16 protein-coding genes are annotated in these 20,642 nt (G+C 71.9%); 11 read left to right on the top strand and 5 right to left on the bottom strand.

The window, feature by feature from the left end; genetic code table 11:
• Positions 1–17: 17 nt before the first annotated feature.
• Positions 18–632: a 5-formyltetrahydrofolate cyclo-ligase gene (locus ABD194_RS03005; RefSeq protein WP_343987281.1), complete on the top strand. Its 615-nt coding sequence runs from the start codon at positions 18–20 to the stop codon at positions 630–632.
• Positions 633–690: 58 nt separating this feature from the next.
• Here ABD194_RS03005 and ABD194_RS03000 read toward each other — a convergent pair whose 3' ends face one another.
• Positions 691–3,225 (bottom strand): penicillin acylase family protein, encoded by a 2,535-nt coding sequence (locus ABD194_RS03000; protein WP_343988202.1) that lies wholly within the window; start codon positions 3,223–3,225, stop codon positions 691–693.
• Positions 3,226–3,527: 302 nt separating this feature from the next.
• Here ABD194_RS03000 and ABD194_RS02995 point away from each other — a divergent pair, with 302 nt between their 5' ends.
• The 5 genes from ABD194_RS02995 (at position 3,528) to mscL (ending at position 7,650) form a co-directional block, all read left to right on the top strand.
• Entirely contained in the window at positions 3,528–5,015 is a 1,488-nt protein-coding gene (locus ABD194_RS02995) for a potassium/proton antiporter (protein ID WP_343987278.1), read from the top strand.
• Between the two features lie 45 nt (positions 5,016–5,060).
• Positions 5,061–5,447 carry an FmdB family zinc ribbon protein gene (locus tag ABD194_RS02990; RefSeq protein ID WP_343987275.1) on the top strand — a complete coding sequence of 129 codons (387 nt, stop codon included), beginning with the start codon at positions 5,061–5,063 and terminating at the stop codon, positions 5,445–5,447.
• 73 nt (positions 5,448–5,520) lie between these two features.
• Positions 5,521–6,399 carry an S-methyl-5'-thioadenosine phosphorylase gene (locus ABD194_RS02985; protein WP_343987272.1) on the top strand — a complete coding sequence of 293 codons (879 nt, stop codon included), beginning with the start codon at positions 5,521–5,523 and terminating at the stop codon, positions 6,397–6,399.
• Between the two features lie 158 nt (positions 6,400–6,557).
• Complete coding sequence (locus ABD194_RS02980; RefSeq protein WP_343987269.1) at positions 6,558–7,106, top strand: SAF domain-containing protein; 549 nt, start codon at positions 6,558–6,560, stop codon at positions 7,104–7,106.
• Positions 7,107–7,284: 178 nt separating this feature from the next.
• Positions 7,285–7,650 carry a large conductance mechanosensitive channel protein MscL gene (gene mscL, locus ABD194_RS02975; protein ID WP_343987266.1) on the top strand — a complete coding sequence of 122 codons (366 nt, stop codon included), beginning with the start codon at positions 7,285–7,287 and terminating at the stop codon, positions 7,648–7,650.
• Positions 7,651–7,728: 78 nt separating this feature from the next.
• On the opposite strand, the gene ABD194_RS02970 is transcribed toward mscL, so the two are convergent.
• From ABD194_RS02970 to ABD194_RS02955, 4 genes are all read right to left on the bottom strand, one after another.
• The gene (locus ABD194_RS02970) at positions 7,729–8,172 is read right to left on the bottom strand and encodes a tetratricopeptide repeat protein (RefSeq protein ID WP_343987263.1); all 444 of its coding nucleotides are present in this window, start codon (positions 8,170–8,172) and stop codon (positions 7,729–7,731) included.
• A 55-nt stretch (positions 8,173–8,227) separates the two neighbouring features.
• The gene (locus ABD194_RS02965) at positions 8,228–12,394 is read right to left on the bottom strand and encodes an AAA domain-containing protein (protein WP_343987260.1); all 4,167 of its coding nucleotides are present in this window, start codon (positions 12,392–12,394) and stop codon (positions 8,228–8,230) included.
• A gap of 112 nt (positions 12,395–12,506) precedes the next feature.
• Positions 12,507–13,208 (bottom strand): GAF and ANTAR domain-containing protein, encoded by a 702-nt coding sequence (locus ABD194_RS02960; protein ID WP_343987257.1) that lies wholly within the window; start codon positions 13,206–13,208, stop codon positions 12,507–12,509.
• Between the two features lie 132 nt (positions 13,209–13,340).
• A complete protein-coding gene (locus tag ABD194_RS02955; protein ID WP_343987254.1) occupies positions 13,341–15,158 on the bottom strand; it encodes a CocE/NonD family hydrolase in 1,818 nt (605 codons plus the stop codon).
• 181 nt (positions 15,159–15,339) lie between these two features.
• On the opposite strand from ABD194_RS02955, the gene ABD194_RS02950 reads away from it, so the two are divergent.
• The 5 genes from ABD194_RS02950 (at position 15,340) to ABD194_RS02930 (ending at position 20,630) form a co-directional block, all read left to right on the top strand.
• Complete coding sequence (locus tag ABD194_RS02950; RefSeq protein ID WP_343988198.1) at positions 15,340–15,663, top strand: YciI family protein; 324 nt, start codon at positions 15,340–15,342, stop codon at positions 15,661–15,663.
• A gap of 41 nt (positions 15,664–15,704) precedes the next feature.
• Positions 15,705–16,961, top strand: a complete 1,257-nt coding sequence (locus ABD194_RS02945; protein ID WP_343987251.1) for an RNA polymerase sigma factor — start codon at positions 15,705–15,707, stop codon at positions 16,959–16,961.
• 56 nt (positions 16,962–17,017) lie between these two features.
• A complete protein-coding gene (locus tag ABD194_RS02940; RefSeq protein WP_343987247.1) occupies positions 17,018–17,443 on the top strand; it encodes an SCP2 sterol-binding domain-containing protein in 426 nt (141 codons plus the stop codon).
• The gene (locus ABD194_RS02935) at positions 17,440–19,494 is read left to right on the top strand and encodes an amylo-alpha-1,6-glucosidase (RefSeq protein WP_343987244.1); all 2,055 of its coding nucleotides are present in this window, start codon (positions 17,440–17,442) and stop codon (positions 19,492–19,494) included. The genes ABD194_RS02940 and ABD194_RS02935 overlap by 4 nt, the downstream gene beginning before the upstream one ends.
• Before the next feature lie 125 nt (positions 19,495–19,619).
• Positions 19,620–20,630 (top strand): alkaline phosphatase family protein, encoded by a 1,011-nt coding sequence (locus ABD194_RS02930; RefSeq protein WP_343987241.1) that lies wholly within the window; start codon positions 19,620–19,622, stop codon positions 20,628–20,630.
• The last annotated feature ends 12 nt before the right edge of the window (positions 20,631–20,642 follow it).

Here is a 20,642-nt window from a genome sequence, read left to right as displayed (position 1 = left end):
CGTCGGTTCCGTCCGCGATGAGTGCCGCCCCCAAGCATGACCTCCGTCACGCCGCACGGGCCCGCCGGCGCGCGCTGGCCGCGCAGACGGACGCGGACGGGCGGGAGGCCGCCGCGCAGGCCATCGCCGAGGCCGTGCTCGGCTTCGTGCCCGACCCCGGCCGGGTGGCCGTCTACGAGTCGCTGCCGGACGAGCCGCCGACCGGCCGCCTCGTCGAGGCCCTGCTCGAGGCGGGCCACGAGGTCATCGTGCCCGTCGTGCTCGACGACTTCTCGCTCGAGTGGAGGTATGCCGTCCGCGGCGCCGCCGCCGACGAGGCCACCGTGCGCCGCCCCGGGCGGGGCGGCCGCAGCGTCGGTGTGGACGAGCGGCGGGACTGGCTGGGCACCGACGCCATCGCGACCTGCGACCTCGTCGTGACGCCCGGCCTGTCCGTGGACTCCCACGGCACCCGGCTGGGGCAGGGCGGCGGCTGCTACGACCGGGCCCTGCAGCACCGCGACCCCGGCGCCCCGGTGGTCACCCTTCTCCACGAGGGCGAGCAGAGCACCACCGACCTGCCGGCCGACCCGCACGACGTGCCGGTCGACGGCTACGTGACGACGACCGGGCGCGTGGTCAGGCTGCGCTGAGGGCGCACCGGACGGCATACGCCCCCGGGCGAGCGCCGGCCGGCCGAGGGGCCCCGGGTCAGGGGCCGGCGGCCGGGGAGGGCGGCGACAGCGTCAGCTCGTCGTTGCCCGCCTCGCGCACCGCCTTCTCGCTGAAGGCCCACGGGAACGTCTCGTTGGCGACCCAGGCGTCCACCTGGTCGGCGTAGTGGTCGTCGTAGGCGTGCCCCGACTGCCCGGTGGAGTTGACCCACCGGGAGGCGTCGAGGTTGCCCAGGTCGACGATCATCCGCATCGAGGGCCCCGTGGTGACGCCGTAGCCCGGCTCGGAGGCGTTCCAGGAGTTGGCGTTGACGATGGCGTTGCCGCCGCCGAGCTCGATGCCGCCCCGGTTGAACAGGTCCCGGACGGCGCCGGGCACGCCGTCGCCACCGAGCACCTGATGCTTCAGGTCGAGCTGGTGCAGCCGGCCCCAGCGCCACGTGGCCGGCACCTTGCCGAGCTCACGGGCCAGGTCGAGGCGCGCCTCCACGAGGGCACGCTTGAGGATCTCGCCGGAGCCCTCGGTGACGCCGGGCGTCGTCTTGTCGTCCCACCAGTCGTTCTTCGGGTCCTTGAGCAGCTGCTCCATGACGACCATCCACCGGCTCCCGCCGTCGGGGGCGATGTCGGGCGGCAGCTCGTCGAAGGTGTACTCGAGCAGGTGCTTCCACACGGCGTTGTAGTACGCCGCCGCCGCCGAGTCGCGGGACTTGTCGCTGGGCTGGTTGCCGTCCCAGTCGCGCAGCAGGCGCTGCGCCTGGGCCGTGAAGTCGTCGACCTGCACGGCGAGGAGCCGCTCGACCAGGGCGGGCGCGTAGGTGTTGCGCGTGTCGCCCTGGATCTGCGACATCAGCTCGGGCGACACCTTGGGGGTGGCGGCGAGCAGCGTGCGGATGCGCTGGGCACGGAAGCCGTAGTCCCACTCGGACGTGAGGAACGGCGTGGGGCTCGCGGTGACCGCCTGGTTGGCGGTGACGAGGAAGCCCTCCGGCGGGTCGAAGGTGCTGGGCAGCTGGTCGAACGGGACGTAGCCCTTCCAGTCCCACTGCGAGTCCCAGCCGGGCGACGGCCAGAAGCCGGGGGGCGAGCCGGGCGTCGCCGAGCGCCGGACCGGGATGCGGCCGGGCGCCTGGTAGCCGATGTGGCCGGCCGTGTCGGCGTAGACGAGGTTCTGCGAGGGAACCGAGAAGAGCGAGGCCGCCTTGCGGAACTCGGTCCAGTTCGAGGCCCGGTTGAGCGCGAAGACGGCGTCGGCCGTGGAGCCGGGGGCGAGGGCGGTCCAGGCCAGCGACACGGCATACCGGTTGGACTGCGGTGCGCCGCGCACGACGCTGCGGTCGCCTGCCGCGTCGACGGCCGGCAGGACGTCCGAGAGGATCGGCCCGTGCGCGGTGGACCGGACCGTGAGCGGCACGTCGGCGGCACCGGCCACCTTGATGACCTCGTGGCGTGTCTCGAGCGGGAGGTTGCGGCCGTCGCGGAGGTACTTCTCCCCGGAGACCTGCTCGAGGTAGAAGTCGGTGACGTCCGGGCCGAGGTTGGTCATGCCCCAGGCGATCGTGCCGTTGTGGCCGATGACCACGCCGGGCAGGCCCGAGAAGGTGAAGCCGGAGACCCGGAACGGGCAGGCCGCGCTGACCGTGCGGCACTGGAGGTTGACCTGCTGCCAGATGCCGGGGATCGACAGTCCCAGGTGCGGGTCGTTGGCCAGCAGCGGCTTGCCGGTCGTCGTGTGCGACCCCGAGACCACCCAGGAGTTCGAGCCGATGCCGTCCCCGCGGCCGAGCGTGGAGGGCACCGCGTCCACCGACCGGATCGCCGAGTCGACGGCGGCGGTGCCGCTGGTCGACCGCAGGGCGGTCAGGGCGGCGGGCTGGGCGCTGGCCGCCTGGTCGCCGGCGCTCGCCGCAGGCTGCCAGTCCTGCTCGGAGAGGATCGGCTGGTTGCGGTCGACCGGGTAGGGCGGGTAGAGCAGGTTGACCTGCTTGAGCGACCGCGTCGTGCGGGAGAGGCGGGCGCGGGCGAGCTCGTCGTCGTAGTCGCCGCGCAGGTCCCAGGCCATGGCCTTGAGCCACGCGAGCGAGTCGACCGGCGTCCAGGGCTCGACCCGGTAGCCGGGGTTGCGCCGCAGGAGCACGGAGTACTCGAGCGACATCTTCTCGGGCGACTCCGCCCGCTTGATGTACGCGTTGACACCGTCGGCGTACGCCTGGAGGTACTGCCGCGTCTCGGGAGCCAGCTTGGGCAGCTCCTCCTCCGCGACCCGGCGCCAGCCCATGGTGCGGATGACCTTGTCGCTCTCGATGCCCGCGCTGCCCACGAGCTCCGAGAGCCGGCCGGCCGTGACGTGGCGGCGCAGGTCCATCTCGAAGAAGCGGTCCTGGGCGCTGACGAAGCCCTGCGCCTGGAAGAGGTCCTTGGCGTTGTCGGCGTAGATGGTCGGGATGCCACGCGCGTCGCGGCTCACGCCGACCGAGCTCGTGAGGCCCTCCATCGAGAGCTTCCCCGTGGTCTCGGGGAAGGACTGCCGGACCACGCCGATCGCCAGGATCCCGACACCGACCACCGCCATGACGAGGAGGACGGCGACGAGCAGGACGATCCGACGGGCGCGCTTCAACCGTGACACGCGACGAGCCTAGGCCCCGCGCCGAGGGCGCCGACCGCGCCCCGCGGGGCGGTGCACCAATCGTTGTCGAACCGTGGGGAAGCGCCGGCGCGGCCGGTCTCCGGGGGCGTGCAGGCCTCGCGCAGGCCTCGCGCAGGCCTCGCGCGGGCGAACCGGCGGCCGCCGATGTGTGCCGGGATGGTTGGATTGGCGCACACCCGAGGAGCCGCCTTCTGATCGCACACCCGGCCATCACGTCGTCGACCATGGACCTCGACGACCTGACGCGTGTGCTCCTGGTCGGCTCGCTCGTCCTGCTCGTGGCAGTGGCCGCCGTCCGCCTCTCCGTCCGGTCGGGCCTGCCGTCACTGCTCATCTACCTCGGCATCGGCCTGGCCCTCGGCAACGCCGGCGCCGGCATCCAGTTCGACGACGCCTCGGTCACCCGGGTGCTCGGCTACGCCGCGCTCGTGCTCATCCTGGCCGAGGGCGGCCTGACGACCTCGTGGACCAACATCAAGAGCTCCGTCGCCCCTGCGGCAGTGCTGTCGACGTTGGGTGTGGTCGTCTCCGTGCTCGTCGTCGCCGTCGCGGCACACGCGTTCCTGCCGCTGTCGTGGACGATCTCGCTGCTCATCGGGGCGATCGTCTCGTCGACCGACGCCGCGGCCGTGTTCGCCGTGCTGCGCAACGTCGCGCTCCCCCGCCGCATCTCCGGCATGCTCGAGGCCGAGTCGGGGTTCAACGACGCGCCCGTCGTCATCCTCGTCGTGGCGTTCGCCGCCCAGGGCCTGCCGGGCGGCACCGCTCAGCCGTGGTGGGTCCTGCTCCTCGAGGCCGCCGTCGAGCTCGCCGGCGGGGCGCTCGTCGGAGTGGCCGTGGGCTGGCTCGGCGGCCAACTGCTGCGCCGCGTGGCCGGGACGTCGTCTGCGCTGTTCTCCATCGGTGTCGTCGCGCTCACCGTGCTCGCGTATGCCGTGGGCGCGGCCGTGCACGTCTCCGGCTTCCTCGCCACCTACCTGGCCGCGCTCGTGCTCGGCAACATGGGCCTGCCCAACCGGGTCGCCTTCCAGAGCTTCGGAAACGCGCTCGGCTGGATCGCCCAGATCGGCCTCTTCGTGCTGCTCGGCCTGCTCGCCGACCCACGGCGACTCGACGAGATGTTCGGCAAGGCCCTCGTCATCGGGCTGGTCCTGCTCCTCGTGGCCCGACCCCTGTCGGTCGTGGCGTCGGTGTCGTGGTTCCGCGTGCCCTGGCGCGAGCAGGCGTTCCTGTCGTGGGCGGGCCTGCGGGGAGCCGTTCCGGTCGTGCTGGCGACCGTGCCCCTCGTGACCGGGACGCCGAACACGGAGTGGATCTTCGACCTCGTCTTCATGCTGGTGGTCGTCTTCACGGTCGTCCAGGGCCCCACGCTGCCCTGGGTGGCCAAGCGGCTCGGGCTCACCGAGCAGGTCCACTCCGTCGACGTCGACCTCGAGTCCACCTCGCTCCTGGAGATCAGTGCCGACGTCATCCAGGTGACCGTCGGCGCCGAGTCGCGCCTGCACGGCGTCGCGGTCTTCGAGCTGCGCCTGCCCAAGGGCGCCAACGTGACCCTGGTCGTGCGCGGGGGCGAAGGCTTCGTCCCCGAGCCGCACACGACGATCAGGCACGGCGACCGTCTGCTCGTCGTCACCACCTCGAAGGTCAGGCAGCGCACCGAGCGGCGCATCCGTGAGATCAGCCGCGGCGGGCGCCTCGCGGGCTGGTCGTAGACTGGCCCTCGGCCCTTTTCCCTTCGACGCCTCGAGGTCCTGCCTGTGCCCACCTACTCCTACGCGTGCCAGAACTGCGGTCACGCCTTCGACATCCGCCAGTCGTTCACCGACGACGCCCTGACGGTGTGCCCGGAGTGCGGCGAGACGCGGCTGCGCAAGGTGATCCACCCCGTGGGCATCGCGTTCAAGGGCTCAGGCTTCTACAAGACCGACTCGCGACCCTCCGGCAAGAACGGCTCCAAGCCGGCCGCTGACTCGTCGTCGCCCTCCGGCGACGGCGGCGCGAAGAAGGACGGCGGGTCGTCCTCGGACTCCTCCGGCTCGTCGACGTCCTCGAGCTCGTCGACGTCCTCGAGCTCGTCGGCGTCCGGTTCGTCGAGCTCGTCCGGTTCGTCAGGTTCGTCCGGCGGCTCGTCCACAGCCCCCTGAGCCTCGGGGACCTTGTCCCCACCCGAGGGCGTATGCCGTCAGCCCGGGCAGGCGCCCGCCCTAGGCTCGCCCCATGACCAGTGCGCAGACGACCACGCCCGCCTCCGCCGGTGCCGACGAGCGGGCCACCGGCTCCCGCGCGGAGATCGGCGTCATCGGCGGGTCCGGCCTCTACGAGTTCCTCGACGACTACGAGACGGTCGAGGTCGACACCCCCTTCGGTCGCCCGAGCGACCCGCTCGTCGTCGGTGAGGTGGAGGGACGCAGCGTCGCCTTCGTCGCCCGGCACGGCAAGGGGCACCGCTTCGCCCCGCACCGCGTCAACTACCGCGCCAACCTGTGGGCGCTCCGGGCCGTCGGCGTGCGCCAGATCCTGTCGCCCTGTGCCGTGGGGTCGCTCCGGCCCGAGCACGGACCGGGCACGATCGTCGTGCCCGACCAGATCGTGGACCGGACGTGGGGGCGGGCGCACACGATCTACGAGACGGAGGGTCCGGTCGTCCACGTCGGGTTCGCCGAGCCGTACTGCCCCAACGGCCGGTCGGTCGCGATCGACGCCGCGCGCCTCTCCCCGTTGCCGGTCGTCGCGGACGGCACGCTCGTGGTCGTCAACGGGCCCCGTTTCTCCTCACGCGCCGAGTCCGTCACGCACCAGCAGGCCGGCTTCGGCATCGTCGGCATGACGACCATGCCCGAGGCCGCGCTCGCCCGCGAGCTGGCGATGTGCTTCACGACGATCGCGATGGTGACCGACCACGACGCCGGCATCGAGGGTGGCGAGGCCGTCAGCCACGAGGAGGTGCTGCGGGTCTTCGCCACCAACGTCGAGCATTTGAGCGCGATCCTGCGTGATGCCATCGGGCAGATGCCCGCGCACGAGCCCGACGAGACGGCCACCTGTCCGTGCCGACGCAGCCTCGACGGCATCGAGCTGCCCTTCCCCCTCCCCTGATGTCCGCCTCGGGGGCGCGGGGTCCTTGGCGGCCGGCCCGACGCCGTTCGGCACGGTGGCCGGACGGTCCGCGTCGTCGCCACGCGCGGCGCAGCCGGTGGCGCCGATGGGCCTCCGCCGGGCTCGCAGCCCTGGCGGTCCTCGTCACGGTCGGAGCAATGCGGCCCACGCCGGCCGGCGGCGCCGGTGTTCCCACGGTCGTGATGGCCCGCGACGTCGCAGCCGGTGAGCCGGTCGCCGCGGATGACGTCACGGTGTCAGCTCGGCCGCGTGGCCAGCGGCCGCTCGCGGCGCTGTCCTCGCCGGAGGCCGTGGTGGGCCGCGTCGCCGTCGCCCCGCTCGCGGCGAACGAGGTGCTCACCCCCGGCCGGCTCGTCGGTGACGACCTGCTGACCGGCCAGCCCGACGACCGGGTGGCCGTCAGCGTGCCCGTCCTCGACGCCGCCTCCGTCGGCGTGCGGCCGGGCAACCACGTCGACCTCTACGCCACGGGCACCGGGGCCCGCGCGGCGGCCGACGTCGTCGTGCTCACGGTGCGCGACGCGCAGGACTCGCAGGGCCTGGGCTCCGGCGCCCCGGCCCGCATCACCCTGGCCCTCGATCCCGGACAGGCCACCGAGGTCGCCAAGGCGCTCAGCGCCCTCCAAGCGGGCCAGAGCCTCGTCGTGGCGGTCCGGCACCGAGCGGGAGCCGGGCCCCAGCAGTAGTCTCGGACGCGCCGGTGCTGCTCCTCACTGCAGACTCGTCACGGCAGCCGACCCGGGCCACGCGAAACCGCCCGGGCAGCCCTTCCGGTAGCCACCTTGCACGACCTCCAGGCGGTCGACCACCCTCCGCCCTCCACCGAAGCATCGACAGCCCCTTCAGGGGAGCGAAAGGACGCTCATGCTCAAGGGTTTCAAGGACTTCCTCATGCGGGGCAACGTCGTCGACCTCGCCGTCGCCGTCGTCATCGGCACCGCGTTCACGAGCGTCATCAACGCGTTCGTCACGGTGATCATGGACCTCATCGGCAAGCTCGGCGGCCAGCCCGACTTCTCGAAGTACACCCCGGGCGGCGTGGCGATCGGCGCCTTCATCACGGCGCTGATCAGCTTCCTGATCGTGGCGGCCGCCGTCTACTTCATGGTCGTCGTGCCCATGAACGCCGTCGCCGCACGACGCAAGCGGGGCGTCGAGCCGGAGCCCGAGGCGCCCTCGGAGGAGGTCATCCTCCTGACCGAGATCCGCGACGCCCTCCGGGTGCGCTGACCTGCTGGAAGCCGCACGGCGCAGCGAAGTGCCCACTCGACTCCTTGAGTCGAGTGGGCACTTCCACAATCGAAGGTGCTAGGCCGACGTGGGCTCGCTCAACCTCGTGGCGCCGTACGCCTTGGGCCTCTCGTAGCCGCCGAGGACCTCGGCCAGCGCGAGCGGACGCGCCGCCTCGGCGTGCCGGCCGGCACGCTGCAGGGTGCGACCCAGCAGCAGGTGGGCGTACGCGTCGGTCGGCGCGTCGTCGATGACGCGCAGCAGCGTGGCCTCCGCTCGACCGAGCTGGGCCGACTGGAAGTAGGCACGGGCCAGGAGCAGGCGCAGCTCGGTCACGGAGTGCAGCACGGCCTCGTCACCGGGAGCGTCACCGCTCGTGGCCAGGTCGGCCGGGCGAGCGCGGGCCGACTCCGCCTCCTCGACGAGCTCGGCCAGGGCCACTGCGGCAGCCCCGTGGTCACCGCGCTCGACGAGACCCTGGGCCCAGGACAGGCGCAGCGGGAACGGTGTCATCGTGTTCATGCGCCCCACAACGCCGCCCCGGACCACCGCATTCCGCGGCGGGATGCGGCCACCCTCACTCGTAGTGCGGCGGGCGCTGCTCCTCGAGCCACCGGTCGCCGACTCCTGAGCCCGCGGGTCGCTCGCCCCAGCCGAGGTCGAGCTCGTCGCTGCTGTGCGCGAGCGAGGTGGCGGGCTCACGCGAGTCCGTGTCGTCGGCGTTCTCGGCGGCTCCCGTGCCCTTCCGGAACACCCGGCGGCGCTTGCGCTTGGGCGCCCGAGCCGGCTTGGCCGCAGGGCCGCCGGACTCGGAGTCGCCGTTCGGGCTCTCCACGGCCGTCGGCTCGGCGAGCCCCTCGCCGTCCGGGCCCTCCACCAGTGCACCGCCGCCGCCGTCGGCTGGGTCGCCGAGCTGGTCGCCTGAGCCGGTGCCCGAGCCGGTGCTGGACCCGTTGGCCGACTGGGTGGCCGACGGTTGCTGTGCAGACGCCGGAGGGGATGCCGTGCGCGCCAGCGTCACGATGCGGGCGATCTCGCGAGCCGGGTCACGGAACACGTCGGTGCTCCAGACCCGCTCGTGGACCCAGCCTAGCCGTGCCAGCTGCTCGGGTCGCAGGCGGTCACGGTCGCGGGTGCTGCGCAGGGCGGCATACCTTTCGCCGTCGGTCTCGACGGCGATCAGGGCGCGGCCCCGGTGGTAGGGGTCCTCGACCGCGATGTCGACGCGGTGGTCGGCAGTGCCGTAGTCCTCGTGCACCGTGAGCCCCTGGCGGCGCAGCCGTTCGGCGAGGTCGTGGCGCAGCGGGTCGTGCGTCAGCGTGGCGGCGGCGAACAGCGTGTCCTCCTCCCCGGCGTTGCCGCGGCTCTCGGCGTAGGCGAGGAAGTCGCGCAGCATGAGGGCTCCGCGGGCCTTGAGCCGGTTCGGGTCGAGGTCCACCGCACGCAGGGCCGACACGATCGTCATCCGCCCGCGGGCCCGGGTGATGGCGACGTTGAGGCGGCGCTCGCCGCCCTCCATGTTGAGCGGCCCGAAGCGGTGCAGGACGCGCCCGTGCGGGGTCTTGCCGTAGCCGATGGACAGGATGATCGCGTCGCGCTCGTCGCCCTGGACCCGCTCGAGGTTCTTGACGAAGAAGCGCTCGTCGCGCGTGTCGTCGAAGAAGGCGGCGACGTCGGGGTTGGTGCGCAGCGCCTCGGTGATCGCGTCGTCGAGCCGGTCGGCGTGCCGGATGCCGAGCGCGATGACACCGAGCGACTCCGCCGGCCGGGTACGGGCGTGCTCGAGGACCAGCTCGACGACTCGGGCCACCTCTCCGTCGGTCGTCTCGATGGCGTCGACCCCCTGCTGCACCTCGGCCACGCCCTCGACGGGCTCGAACCGCACGGCCGACTCGATGGACGTGCCGGGGAAGGTCGTCAGCCTGCCGTCGTACATCGCCTCGTTGGCGAAGGCGATGAGGCGCTCGTCGCGGCTGCGGTAGTGCCAGCTGAGGTTGCGCGTGGGCAGCGCGGCCGCGAGCACGTCGAGGACGGACTCGAACCCCTCGGTCAGGATCTCGTCCTCGGAGCCGGGGGCGTCGGCCTCGTCGTCGGACACGACGGTGAAGAAGTTGGTCGGCGGCAGCTGCCGCTCGTCGCCGGCCACGACGACCTGGCGCGCGCGGGCGATGGCCGAGATGGCCTGCGCGGGCTGCACCTGTGAGGCCTCGTCGAAGATGACGACGTCGAACCAGCGGCCCGGGGGCAGCGTGGAGGCGACGACGAGCGGGCTCATCGCCCAGCACGGCTTGATCGCCGTGAGCGTCGATCCCGCCTGGGGCATGAGGTCGCGCAGCGACCGGTGGCGCCGTGCCTTGCCGGCCTCGGCCCGCACCAGCGCCTCGTGGGCCGGGTTGTCGGCGAGCACCTCGCGCACGTGGCGCGCAACCGCGCCGCGCACGCGCTCCACCGTGGCGGCCTGGTGGGCGCGGTCGGCCTCGGCGAACTCCGCGACGTCACGGCGCAGCCCCGCGCCGTCATGCGCTCCGTATGCCGGGTCGCGCACCGTGATCTCCTGGGCCAGCGAGGCCCACCACACGTGCTCCACCTCGGCCGTGACCTGCTCGGTCGGGACGCCGCGCTTGGCGAGGTCGTCGACGACGGCGCCGAGCCCGGCCGCACGGACATCGTCCAGCGCCGTCGTGACCTGCGGCAGCACCGCGATCCGGTCGGGGCGGCGTGCGAGGTCGGCGAGCCGTTCGCGGAGGTCTCGCAGCGGCAGCGACGTGAGCGTGTGCCCGTCGGGGCCGACCGCCAGCCGCTCGTCGAGCCACTCGAGGTCCGCCGTCAGCCCGGCGAGCAGGGCCAGGCCCTCGTCGAGGCGCGGGGAGATCTCCGGACGGCCACCGCCACCGACGAGCTGGAACCAGTGCTCCCGCTGCTCGCTCGCCGACACGAGCTCCTCGTGGAGGTTCGCCGGCGGGCGCCCGGGCCGCAGCAGGCGCTTCGTCTGCTGACGGATCTTCCAGCGAGCCAGCCAGCCCATGTCGACGTCGCGCGCGTCTCGCCAGTCGCGGGTGGCCGTCGCGGCGATGTGCTCCTTGAGCGGGATGTCGAACACCTCGGGCCGGAACACCTCGAGCGTCTCGCGGACGCTGAGCATCGTCTCGAAGGCGGACTTCCAGTCCTCGAGCGTGTTCGCTTCGGGCACATGGGACTCCGAGAGGAAGCGGTTGAGCTGGCGTGCAGCGTCGTCGAGGCCGTTGGTGCTGTGACGGGTCGTGATGTCGAGGGCCTTGGACGCGTCGTCGGCAGTGAGGATGCGCGCGCCGAACCACGGGTCGTCGCCCTCCCGGGTCCAGGCGCCGAGGCCCGCGGCGTCGCGCAGCCGCCTGCCGAGCTCGACGGCCCGCACGCGGCTGAGGCCCGCGAGGTCGCGGCTGCCGAGGCGTACGTGCGAGGTGGGTGGCGGCGTACGCGTGCCCAGCTCGACGAGCGCCTCCTGCGCCTCGTGCGCGGAGACGCCCCACGGCTCGCGCGTCTCGTGGAGCGCGCGCACGTGGTTCTGCAGTCGGCTGCGCCGCTCGCGCAGCGTCGACGTGGTGCGGTCGAGGTCGGCAGCGTCGTTCTCGACGGCCGCTTCGAGGCTTCTGGCGAACTGCTGCGCGGTGGCCCGCCGGTTCGTCGGCCCGTCGTACGCGTCGAGCACGAGGTCTCCGAGGCCGAGCCGGTCGAGCCGGCTGAGGACGGCGTCGATGGCGGCACGCTTCTCGGCGACGAAGAGGGCCGACTTGCCCTCGGCGGCGAGGGCCGCGATGAGGTTGACGATCGTCTGCGACTTGCCCGTGCCGGGAGGTCCCTTGATCACGAGGTGGGCGCCCGCGCGTACGGCGTCGATGGCCGCGTGCTGGGAGGAGTCGGCGTCGAGGACGAGGTACTCGTGCTCAGGGTCCGGGTCCGGCTCGCTCTCGGGCAGCCGCAGCCGCACCGCCGCGAGCGCCGACCCGTCGCCGGCGAGCGCGGCGACGACGTCGTGGTCAGCGAGGGTGTCGCCCTGCAGGGCGAGGTCGGCGACCATCGGCAGCTTGGCGTAGGAGAAGGTGCCGAGGACCAGACGAGGGGTGATCTCGAACTCGGGCACGCGCTCGCACGCGTGGCCCAGGGCGGCATACACGGGGTAGGGGTCGAAGCCGTTGCCCGCGGTGGCGAGGTCGGCGAGCGCGTCGGCGTCGACCTCGATGCCCTGCTCGGAGCGGAGGTACTCGCGCAGCACCGGGTTGAGCTCGACGTCCGGGCCGAGGTCGATCTCGAAGTCCTCCTGGGCGGCGCCGGTCGGGCGCAGCACGCACGAGCGCAGCAGGACCGGCGCGGCCGGCGGCCGCGCGGCGCGGGGCACCGACCACGTCGCCATGCCGATGGCGATGAAGCCGGCCGCGATGCCGCGCTCCTCGCGCAGCTCGAGCGCCTTGGACCGGATGGCGCGGGCGCGACGACGGGCCTCCGTGAAGGCAGCCGGCTCACGGACCAGGTCGGACAGGCGGGTGCGGCGGCCGGCGAGCAGCATGGAGACACCACCGGGGTGGGCGGTGGTCAGGTCGAGCGTCCCGGAGGGCAGGTCGCGGTACCACAGCAGGGTGTTGCGGCCACCGAGGTCGACGAGGGTGCGCTGCCAGGTGCGGACGGCCGCCGCGACGCGGTCGGCACGCGGGTCGCCCGAGGGCGACTCCGCCACGGTGGCAGGGTCGGTCCTGGCGGCGTCGGTCATTCCAGCAGGCTAACCAACGAAGGGCTGCCGCCCTGTCAGCGACAGACCAGCAGCCACGATTCGCGGGGCCTTTCGGCCCAGGACCCGCTTGACCGCGCGGGTCCTGGGCCTCTCAGCTGTCCCAACCGAAGGCGTCCACGAGCGCTCGAGCGAGCACGAAGATCGATACGCCGGCGCGCGCGGCAGCAGACCGCAGCCGCTCCTCCGCCGCGTCCGGGTCGAGGCCACGCGCGCTGACCAGCAGGCCGATCGCCTGGTCGACGTGGGCCTGGGCCTTGAGCCGCCCGGGGCTCTGGACCGCCTCGAGCCGCGTCTCGAACGACAGGTCCGCGTTGGCCACGGCCCCGGGCGCCCACGCACCGAAGAGCTTCGCGAGCTCCTCCACGTGGCCGTCGAACGTGTCCGCCGTGGTGCCGTAGAGGTTCACGCCACCGGTGACGACCCCGCCGTGACGGATGGGCAGCGACAGGGTGCTCTCGATGCCGGCCGCGGCGGTGGCCTGGGCGAAGAGCCGCCACCGGTCCTCGTCCAGCAAGGCGTTGGCGTCGGTCTGCACGACCTCCGCCGTGCGGACCGCCTCCTCGCAGGGACCGTCGTCGACGTACTGCACGGCGTCGAGCGCAGCCACGTCCACGTCGCTCGCCACGTATGTCAACATCAGTCCCTGGGACAGCATGCCCAGGCTCACCCCGAGCAGGCCGGGGATGCGCTCCTTGGCGCGACCCACCAGCTGCTCGAGGTCCTCGCGCAGCTGCAGGTCGCCGTAACGCTCCAGCTCCTCGAGCGCTGCGTGGGTCTCCGGGATCGGCTCCATGTCCAGACGCTTACCCACCCCGTACGCCGCGGGCGACATGCTGCGCGAGTGCGGCATACCGCCTCCGCCCACTCGGGACGCAGGCGCCCCGCCACCCTTGCGGGGCGACGGGGCACCGTGCTCGAGCCTCGCTCAGTGCCGCCCCTGCGGCACGGTCAGCGGGAAGCTGCCGGGTGCGTGCGTGGTCCACGTGCTCGTGTAGGCCGGAAGGTACCGGTCGAGGTAGGGCGACCGGTCGCCCTGCGTGGGCACGTCGCGGCGCGGGCTCTGCAGGTCGAGCCCGAGGGAGGCGGCGCGCACCGTGACCGTCTGCCCCGAGGCGGTGTCGGCCCAGGATCGCGTCGTGTCGGTCCCGATGCCCACGACCAGCTGGTGACCGCGCTTCAGGACCCAGTCCGTGGACTTGAGGTCGAAGGACACCTGTCCGCTGCGCACGAGCGACATCTGCTCGTCGAACATGACTGCGGTGCCGTCCGGTGCGACGTCCCAGAGGCGGACGAGGACGTTGCCCTGCCCGCTCGTGCGCAGGGAGACCCGAGGCGTGCCCGTGACGCGCACGTCCGATGGGGTCGGCTTGGACCACGTGTAGTACGCGTTGCCGTCGTCCGTCGTGCGCGGCTTGGGTCCGTAGCCTCGCTCGGTGCCGACGCCAGGCGGCAGCTCCGGAGCGTGCTCCATGTCCCACCTGCCGGTGTCCGGCGCGAGGCTGCGGGCCTGGGCCGGCGTGCGGCCCTTGTCGTCGACGTAGCTGCCCGACTGCAGGCGCACCTCGACGTCGCGACGGACGGCAGGCCACGTGGACTGCGCACGCCACTTCCCCGTGCTGTCCTCGATGACGAATGCCGGGTCCTCGACCGCCGGGCGCACGCCCTTGAGGTGCTTGTCGTAGAAGCGCACGACCTCGTCGAACCAGCCGGCCCGGCCCATGCGCAGCACGCCGTCGGAGCCGGTCTCGTTGCCGCGCACGTGCTCCCACTGGCCGAGCCAGCCGCGCTCCTCGCCGACGTGGTTGTCGAGGTAGGTCTCGATGTCCTCGGGCTTGGTGTTGGGTTCGATGAAGCCCTGGGTCACGAACAGCGGCACCTTCGATCCCTTGGCCTGGGCCGCGAGGTCGCGGGCGCGCCAGTAGGCCGAGTTGGGATCAGGGTTCTGCGTGTCGGTGAGGTTGTTCGCCAGGCACTCGGGGTGGGCGACCTCGTAGGCAGCGTTGGTCTTGTACTTCGCGGAGTCGTCTGACATCCCCTGGATGCTCGCGATGGAGTTGTATGCCTGGGGCGTGCCGACGTAGTTGGGCCGGCGGACGCCGTTGCTGAAGAGGTAGTTGTACATGTCCCACACCGGCTCCTGGGCCACCACGGCCTTCAGCCCCGTGGGAGCGAGGTCGGCGCCGACGAGGCCGGTGGAGGCGTCGTAGGACTTGCCGTAGAGACCGACCTTGCCGGTGGACCACGACCGGCTCGCGGACCACTCCACGGCGGCCTTGACGTCGGCCTGCTCGCCGGGACCGACCCAGTCGAGGCAGCCGGTCGAGCCCCCGAAGCCGCGCAGGTCGACCATGACCACCGTGTAGCCGCGCTTCATCAGGTCGGCGCCCTGGATGAGGTCGTCGAACCGCTCGGACGGTCCGGTGCCGGTGAACCCGTCGTCGCCAGTCTGGCCGCGGTGCGCGAAGTACGGACCGACGGACAGGATGACCGGCGTCCGGGCGCCGGACGGCAGCCCCGCGGGTCGCAGGACGTCGGCGTGCAGCTCGACGCCACTGCCGTCGGAGGAGGGGAAGTACTCCTCCGACCAGAGCGCCCCCTCGGGCACCCGCGCGTTCTCCTCGTGGGAGACGGGATGGTCGGGCGACGGGATGGGGTCGGCCCGCGCCACGACAGGGGCTGCGAGCGCCGCCCCGGAGGTGAGGGCGACAGCGGTGAGGATCGACAGACTTCGGGAACGGGACATGGGGTGCCTATCAGTTCGGCGTCACTGGACTTCGACGCTAGATCCGGACAAATCACCCGGCAACCGGAGCTGTACTCCCTTGAACAAACCCTTACGAGGGTGTCGGATCAGGACAGGCCCGTTCGTTGCAGGGGTGAGCGGCAGTCGAGTGGCGCCGCACGGAGCGAGGGAGATGATGCACATGCAGTACCTGCTGTCCGTGATCGACGACGGCGCCGGCTCGGCGACCGACACCGAGCAGGCCGACACCGACGCCTTCAACGACAGGCTGAGGGCCCGTGGCCAGTGGGTCTTCGCCGGCGGCCTGGGATCGCCCGATCCTGCAACGGTCGTCGACAACCGTGGCACCGAGGCCGTGATCACCGACGGACCCTTCCTCGAGGCCAAGGAGTGGCTCGCCGGCTTCTGGATCATCGAGGCGCCCGACCTCGACGTGGCGCTCCGGCTAGCCGCAGAGGGGTCGAAGGCGTGCCACCGCAAGGTCGAGGTGCGACCTTTCCTCTGACCACGGGACCGACGAGAGCGCAGAAGGAGCAAGGGAGCGCGATGAGCCGACCCGGGACCGACGAGGCGATCAGCCGCGCCCACCGCGAGGAGTGGGCGCGGGTCGTCGCGTCCCTGGCCCGGCGGTTCGGCGACCTCGACATCGCGGAGGAGTCCGCTGCCGAGGCGTTCGCGACGGCCGTCGAGCGGTGGCCGGCGGACGGCATACCCCCCAACCCCGGCGCCTGGCTGACGACCACCGCGAACCGCAAGGCCATCGACCGCCTACGGCGTGAGAGCAGGCGCGACGACAAGCAGAAGGAGGCGCACGCGATGTATGCCGTCGAGGCACCCCAGCCGGCCGGTGCGGTCGACGACGACCGGCTTCGGCTGATCTTCACCTGCTGCCACCCGGCGCTCGCGATGGAGACCCGTGTGGCGCTGACGCTCCGCCTCGTGGGCGGCCTGACGGTCCCCGAGATCGCCCGGGCGTTCCTGGTGCAGGAGTCGACGATGGGCCAGCGGATCACGCGAGCCAAGGCCAAGATCCGCGCGGCGCGCATCCCCTACCGGGTGCCGCCTGCGGCGGACCTCCCGGTACGCGTGTCGGGCGTGCTCACCGTCCTCTTCCTCGTCTTCAACGAGGGCTACCTCGCGTCCGGTCCCGACAGCGACCCGCTGCGAGCCGACCTGACCGCCGAGGCGATCCGCCTGGCTCGCCTGACGCGGGCACTGTTGCCCGACGACGGCGAGGTGGCCGGGCTCCTGGCCCTGATGCTGCTCACCGAGGCGCGCCACGGCGCCAGGGTCTCACCCGGCGGCGAGCTGGTGACGCTGGAGGAGCAGGACCGTGGCGCCTGGGACGCCGCGCTCATCGCCGAGGGGCACGGCATCGTCCGCGAGAGGCTGGCTTCGGGCGTCGCCCCCGGGCGGTTCCAGATCCTCGCGGCCATCAACGCGGTGCACACCTCCGCCCGGGAGGCGGGCCAGACCGACTGGTCGCAGGTCGTGGCGCTCTACGACCAGCTCGTGCGCCTCGACCCCTCCCCCGTCGTCGCCCTCAACCGGGCGGTGGCGGTCGCCGAGCTCGACGGTCCGGAGGTCGGGCTCGCGCTCGTGGGCCGCCTGCAGGACGCGCTGGCCGGCTACCACGCCCTCCATGCCACGCGCGCCGACCTGCTGCGACGGCTCGGTCGCAGAGACGAGGCGCGGGCGGCGTACGGCAGGGCGATCGAGCTGGCCGGCAACCGCGCAGAGGTCACCTACCTCACCCGTCGGCGCGACGAGCTGGCGCGGCGCCCGGGGGCTGAGTCTCGCTGATCCGCGGGCGGGCGTGCCGACCCGTGGCTACGCTGGCTACGGGAAGGGCGCCGACCATGTCACACACCCACGAGTTCTTCGAGGAGCTGACGCGGCGCGGCCACGAGCCCTTGCTGCAGCGGGTCCAGGCGACCATCCGGTTCGAGATCTCCGACGTCCAGACCGACCCTGCTGACCGGGATGCCAACACCGGCAGGGATCGTGCGGCCTCGGTGAGCCGACTGGTGGCCGTCGACCACGGCCGCCTGACGGTCTCCGCCGACGGCGGCGGCACAACGGCCGAAGCCACCATCGCGTGCAGCGCATCGGAGCTCCAGGACCTGGTGAACGGGCGCACGAGCGCGATGGCCTCGCTGCTGCGAGGAGCCCTGACGGTCCAGGGCGACCCCGAGCTGGTGGTGCTCGCCCAGAGACTCTTCTCCCGGCACCCGGCACCGACCCCCGATGCCGCCGTCCACACAGGCGAAGGGCGGCCGTCATGAGCGAGGGGCCGGTCCGCATCCTGGAGGGCAACACGTTCGTCGTGAGCGACCGCCGCGGCGACATCGAGGCCTCGCCCACCGAGCCCGGCGGGCTGTTCGCCTGGGACACCCGGTTCCTGTCACGGTGGGTGCTCACCGTCGACGGCCAGCGGCTGACTGCCCTGTCCACCGACGACCTCAACTACTACGAGGCCCGCTTCTTCCTCGTGCTCGGCACCAGCACCGTCTACGTCAACGCCAACCTCACCGTCATCCGCCAGCGCGCGGTCGGGCATGGCTTCCGCGAGAGCATCACCCTGCTCAACCACCACACCGGCTCGGTCGACCTCACGCTCCGGATGGATGTGGCATGCGACTTCGTCGACCTGTTCGAGGTGAAGGACGCCCTCGCCAAGCAGGGCAGGTGCACCACCCGCGTCGAGGACGGCGCCCTCGTCATCTCCTACGACCGCGACAGCTTCCACCGCGACACCACCGTCTCCGCCTCGGAGCCGGCTTCACGCGTGGACGAGAGCGGCCTGGAGTTCGACGTGCACCTGGACGCACACGGGTCCTGGTCGACCGAGCTCTACGTGGCTCCGCGGATCGGACGACCCGACGTTCCGAGTCTGATGCCCGTGGACGGCGTGGGACCGGGTGCGGACGGCGGCGGCCCGGAGGGGCTCGAGGAGTGGCTGGCCGCCGCACCGCGCCTCGTCACCGACTGGGACCAGCTCGCCGCGACCTATCGCCGCAGCCTCGTGGACCTCGCGGCGTTGCGCTTCTCGCCGGCGATCGCGGGCAGCCGCAGCCTCCCCGCGGCGGGGCTGCCGTGGTTCATGACGATGTTCGGGCGCGACAGCATCTTCACGAGCCTCCAGGCTCTCCCGTTCACCCCCGAGCTGGCGGAGACGACGCTGCGGGTGCTCGGTGACTGGCAGGGCAGCCGTGTCGACGACTTCCGCGACGAGGATCCCGGTCGCATCCTCCACGAGATGCGCTACGGCGAGCTCACCGCGTTCCAGGAGCGCCCGCACTCGCCGTACTACGGCTCGGCCGACTCGACGCCGCTGTGGCTCGTCCTGCTCGACGAGTACGAACGGTGGAGCGGCGACAGCGCTCTGGTGCGGGAGTTCGAGCCCGAGGCACGCGCGGCGATCAACTGGATGGACACGTACGCCGACCTGCAGGGCAACGGCTACATCTCCTACCAGCGGCGCAACGAGCAGACGGGCCTGGAGAACCAGTGCTGGAAGGACTCGTGGGACTCGATCTCCTTCAAGGACGGTCGGCTGCCCGGGTTCCCCCGCGCGACGTGCGAGCTGCAGGGTTACGCCTACGACGCGAAGGTCCGGGTGGCGCGTCTCGCCCGGCAGTTCTGGGACGACCCGGCATACGCGGATGCTCTCGAGCGGCAGGCGGCCGACCTCAAGGGCCGCTTCGACCGCGACTTCTGGGTCGAGGACGGTGGCTACTACGCCCTCGCGCTCGAGGCCGACGGCACGCGCGTCGACGCGCTCTCCTCGAACATCGGCCACCTGCTCTGGAGCGGGATCGTCGACGACGCAAAGGCGTCGACCATCGCCGCGCACCTGCTCGGGCCCCGGCTGTTCTCGGGCTGGGGCGTGCGGACGCTGGCCGACGACCAGGCCCGCTACAACCCGATCGGCTACCACGTCGGCACGGTCTGGCCCTTCGACAACTCCTTCATCGCGTGGGGTCTGCGTCGCTACGGCTTCCGGGAGGAGGCAGCACGTGTCGCGGCGGGCGTGCTCGACGCGGCCGAGTTCTTCGAGGGCCGCCTTCCCGAGGCGTTCGGTGGCTACGAGCGCTCCCTGACGCGCTACCCGGTGCAGTATCCGACTGCCTGCAGCCCGCAGGCGTGGTCCACCGGCGCACCCCTGCTGTTCCTGCGGACCATGCTCGGTCTCGACGCGGTCGGCGAGCACCTCATCGTCGACCCGGCCGTGCCGGTCTCGTTCGGGCGCATCGAGCTGCTCGACATACCGGGCCGCTGGGGCCGCATCGACGCGTTCGGCCGGGGGCTGGTCGACGTCGACGGCACGCTATAGAGCGGGGAAAGACGCCGACGAGTTCCGGCTCTTTTCGAAAGCCACTGTGGCGCGCAGAGCCGCGCCTTATCTTTGACGAACGGTGTATCGCCCTGGCGCGCGGGGCTTGCAATGAATTCACAGTCGTGCCAACACCTTTGGAAGTGACGCCAATGCGATCTTTGATCCCGGTCTCCGCGGCGGTGTTGTTAGCCGCCTCAATTCTCCCCGCGCCTGCCGCAACCGCGGTCACCACGACGTCGACGGCTCCCTGCGGTGGTTCAGCCCGAGGAACTGCACCACCGACGTGGGATCACGTCACGCTGATCATGTTCGAGAACAAGCCGCTCAAGAAGATCATCGGCAACACTGCGGACGCGCCGTACATCAACTCGATCGCGGGCGCGTGCAGCTATTCGAAGAACGACCTCTCCCTGTCGACCACCAGCCTGGCCAACTACGTCGCGCTGACGTCCGGGTACACCGGCTGCGACAAGGCCGACACCAATGGCATCTGCACCCACCAGCTGCCGATCACGGCGAACAAACCTCCGAGCTCGTGGCCGCAGGCCTCGGAGAGCATCTTCGAGCTGATGAACACGACGGCGCCGGGCAGCGCCGTGGAGTGGGCCGAGGACTCGCAGGGAAACTGCTACACCGGTGGCGCCGGCCTGTTCACGGTCACCCACACGCCTTTCCCCTACTACACACGGACGCAGAAGACGTCGTGCCCGCAATACGCCAAGCCGTTCCCGGCGAACAACGCGGACGTGCTGTCCGCAAAGTTCAACCTGGTGATCCCGAACAAGCAGCACATCATGCACCTGGTGCCGAACACCACCATCTCGCAGCGGATCCAGAACGGCGACAACTGGCTGAAGAGCTATCTTCCGACGCTGCTCAACTCGACGACATACCAAGCCGGCCACTCCGCGATCATCATCACCTGGGACGAGGGAAACAACACCACCTTCACGGTGCCCCTGATCGTCATCACGCCGTACACCACCCCCGGCGGCGTCTCCTCGGTCGCCTACGACCACTACTCGGTCCTGAAGGGCATGGAGCAGATGGTCGGGCAGACCCAGCTGCTGGGCCACGCCGGTGACGCCGGAAAGACGTCGATCCGCGACGACGGGCTCTTCCGACTGAAGTGATCAGCAGGTGAG

The organism is Terrabacter terrae (assembly GCF_039529575.1).
GTDB lineage: Bacteria > Actinomycetota > Actinomycetes > Actinomycetales > Dermatophilaceae > Terrabacter > Terrabacter terrae.
The sequence above is the reverse complement of the archived record's forward strand: the minus strand, read 5'-3'. Positions and strand labels throughout refer to the sequence as shown.

Bases quoted from the DNA above. Each gene is read 5' to 3' on its own strand.
- ABD194_RS03005 (WP_343987281.1), top strand. From the start codon at position 18: ATGAGTGCCGCCCCCAAGCATGACCTCCGTCACGCCGCACGGGCCCGC.
- ABD194_RS03000 (WP_343988202.1), bottom strand. From the start codon at position 3,225: ATGGCGGTGGTCGGTGTCGGGATCCTGGCGATCGGCGTGGTCCGGCAG.
- ABD194_RS02995 (WP_343987278.1), top strand. From the start codon at position 3,528: ATGGACCTCGACGACCTGACGCGTGTGCTCCTGGTCGGCTCGCTCGTC.
- ABD194_RS02985 (WP_343987272.1), top strand. From the start codon at position 5,521: ATGACCAGTGCGCAGACGACCACGCCCGCCTCCGCCGGTGCCGACGAG.
- ABD194_RS02980 (WP_343987269.1), top strand. From the start codon at position 6,558: ATGCGGCCCACGCCGGCCGGCGGCGCCGGTGTTCCCACGGTCGTGATG.
- mscL (WP_343987266.1), top strand. From the start codon at position 7,285: ATGCTCAAGGGTTTCAAGGACTTCCTCATGCGGGGCAACGTCGTCGAC.
- ABD194_RS02970 (WP_343987263.1), bottom strand. From the start codon at position 8,172: ATGAACACGATGACACCGTTCCCGCTGCGCCTGTCCTGGGCCCAGGGT.
- ABD194_RS02965 (WP_343987260.1), bottom strand. From the start codon at position 12,394: ATGACCGACGCCGCCAGGACCGACCCTGCCACCGTGGCGGAGTCGCCC.
- ABD194_RS02960 (WP_343987257.1), bottom strand. From the start codon at position 13,208: ATGGAGCCGATCCCGGAGACCCACGCAGCGCTCGAGGAGCTGGAGCGT.
- ABD194_RS02955 (WP_343987254.1), bottom strand. From the start codon at position 15,158: ATGTCCCGTTCCCGAAGTCTGTCGATCCTCACCGCTGTCGCCCTCACC.
- ABD194_RS02950 (WP_343988198.1), top strand. From the start codon at position 15,340: ATGCAGTACCTGCTGTCCGTGATCGACGACGGCGCCGGCTCGGCGACC.
- ABD194_RS02945 (WP_343987251.1), top strand. From the start codon at position 15,705: ATGAGCCGACCCGGGACCGACGAGGCGATCAGCCGCGCCCACCGCGAG.
- ABD194_RS02940 (WP_343987247.1), top strand. From the start codon at position 17,018: ATGTCACACACCCACGAGTTCTTCGAGGAGCTGACGCGGCGCGGCCAC.
- ABD194_RS02935 (WP_343987244.1), top strand. From the start codon at position 17,440: ATGAGCGAGGGGCCGGTCCGCATCCTGGAGGGCAACACGTTCGTCGTG.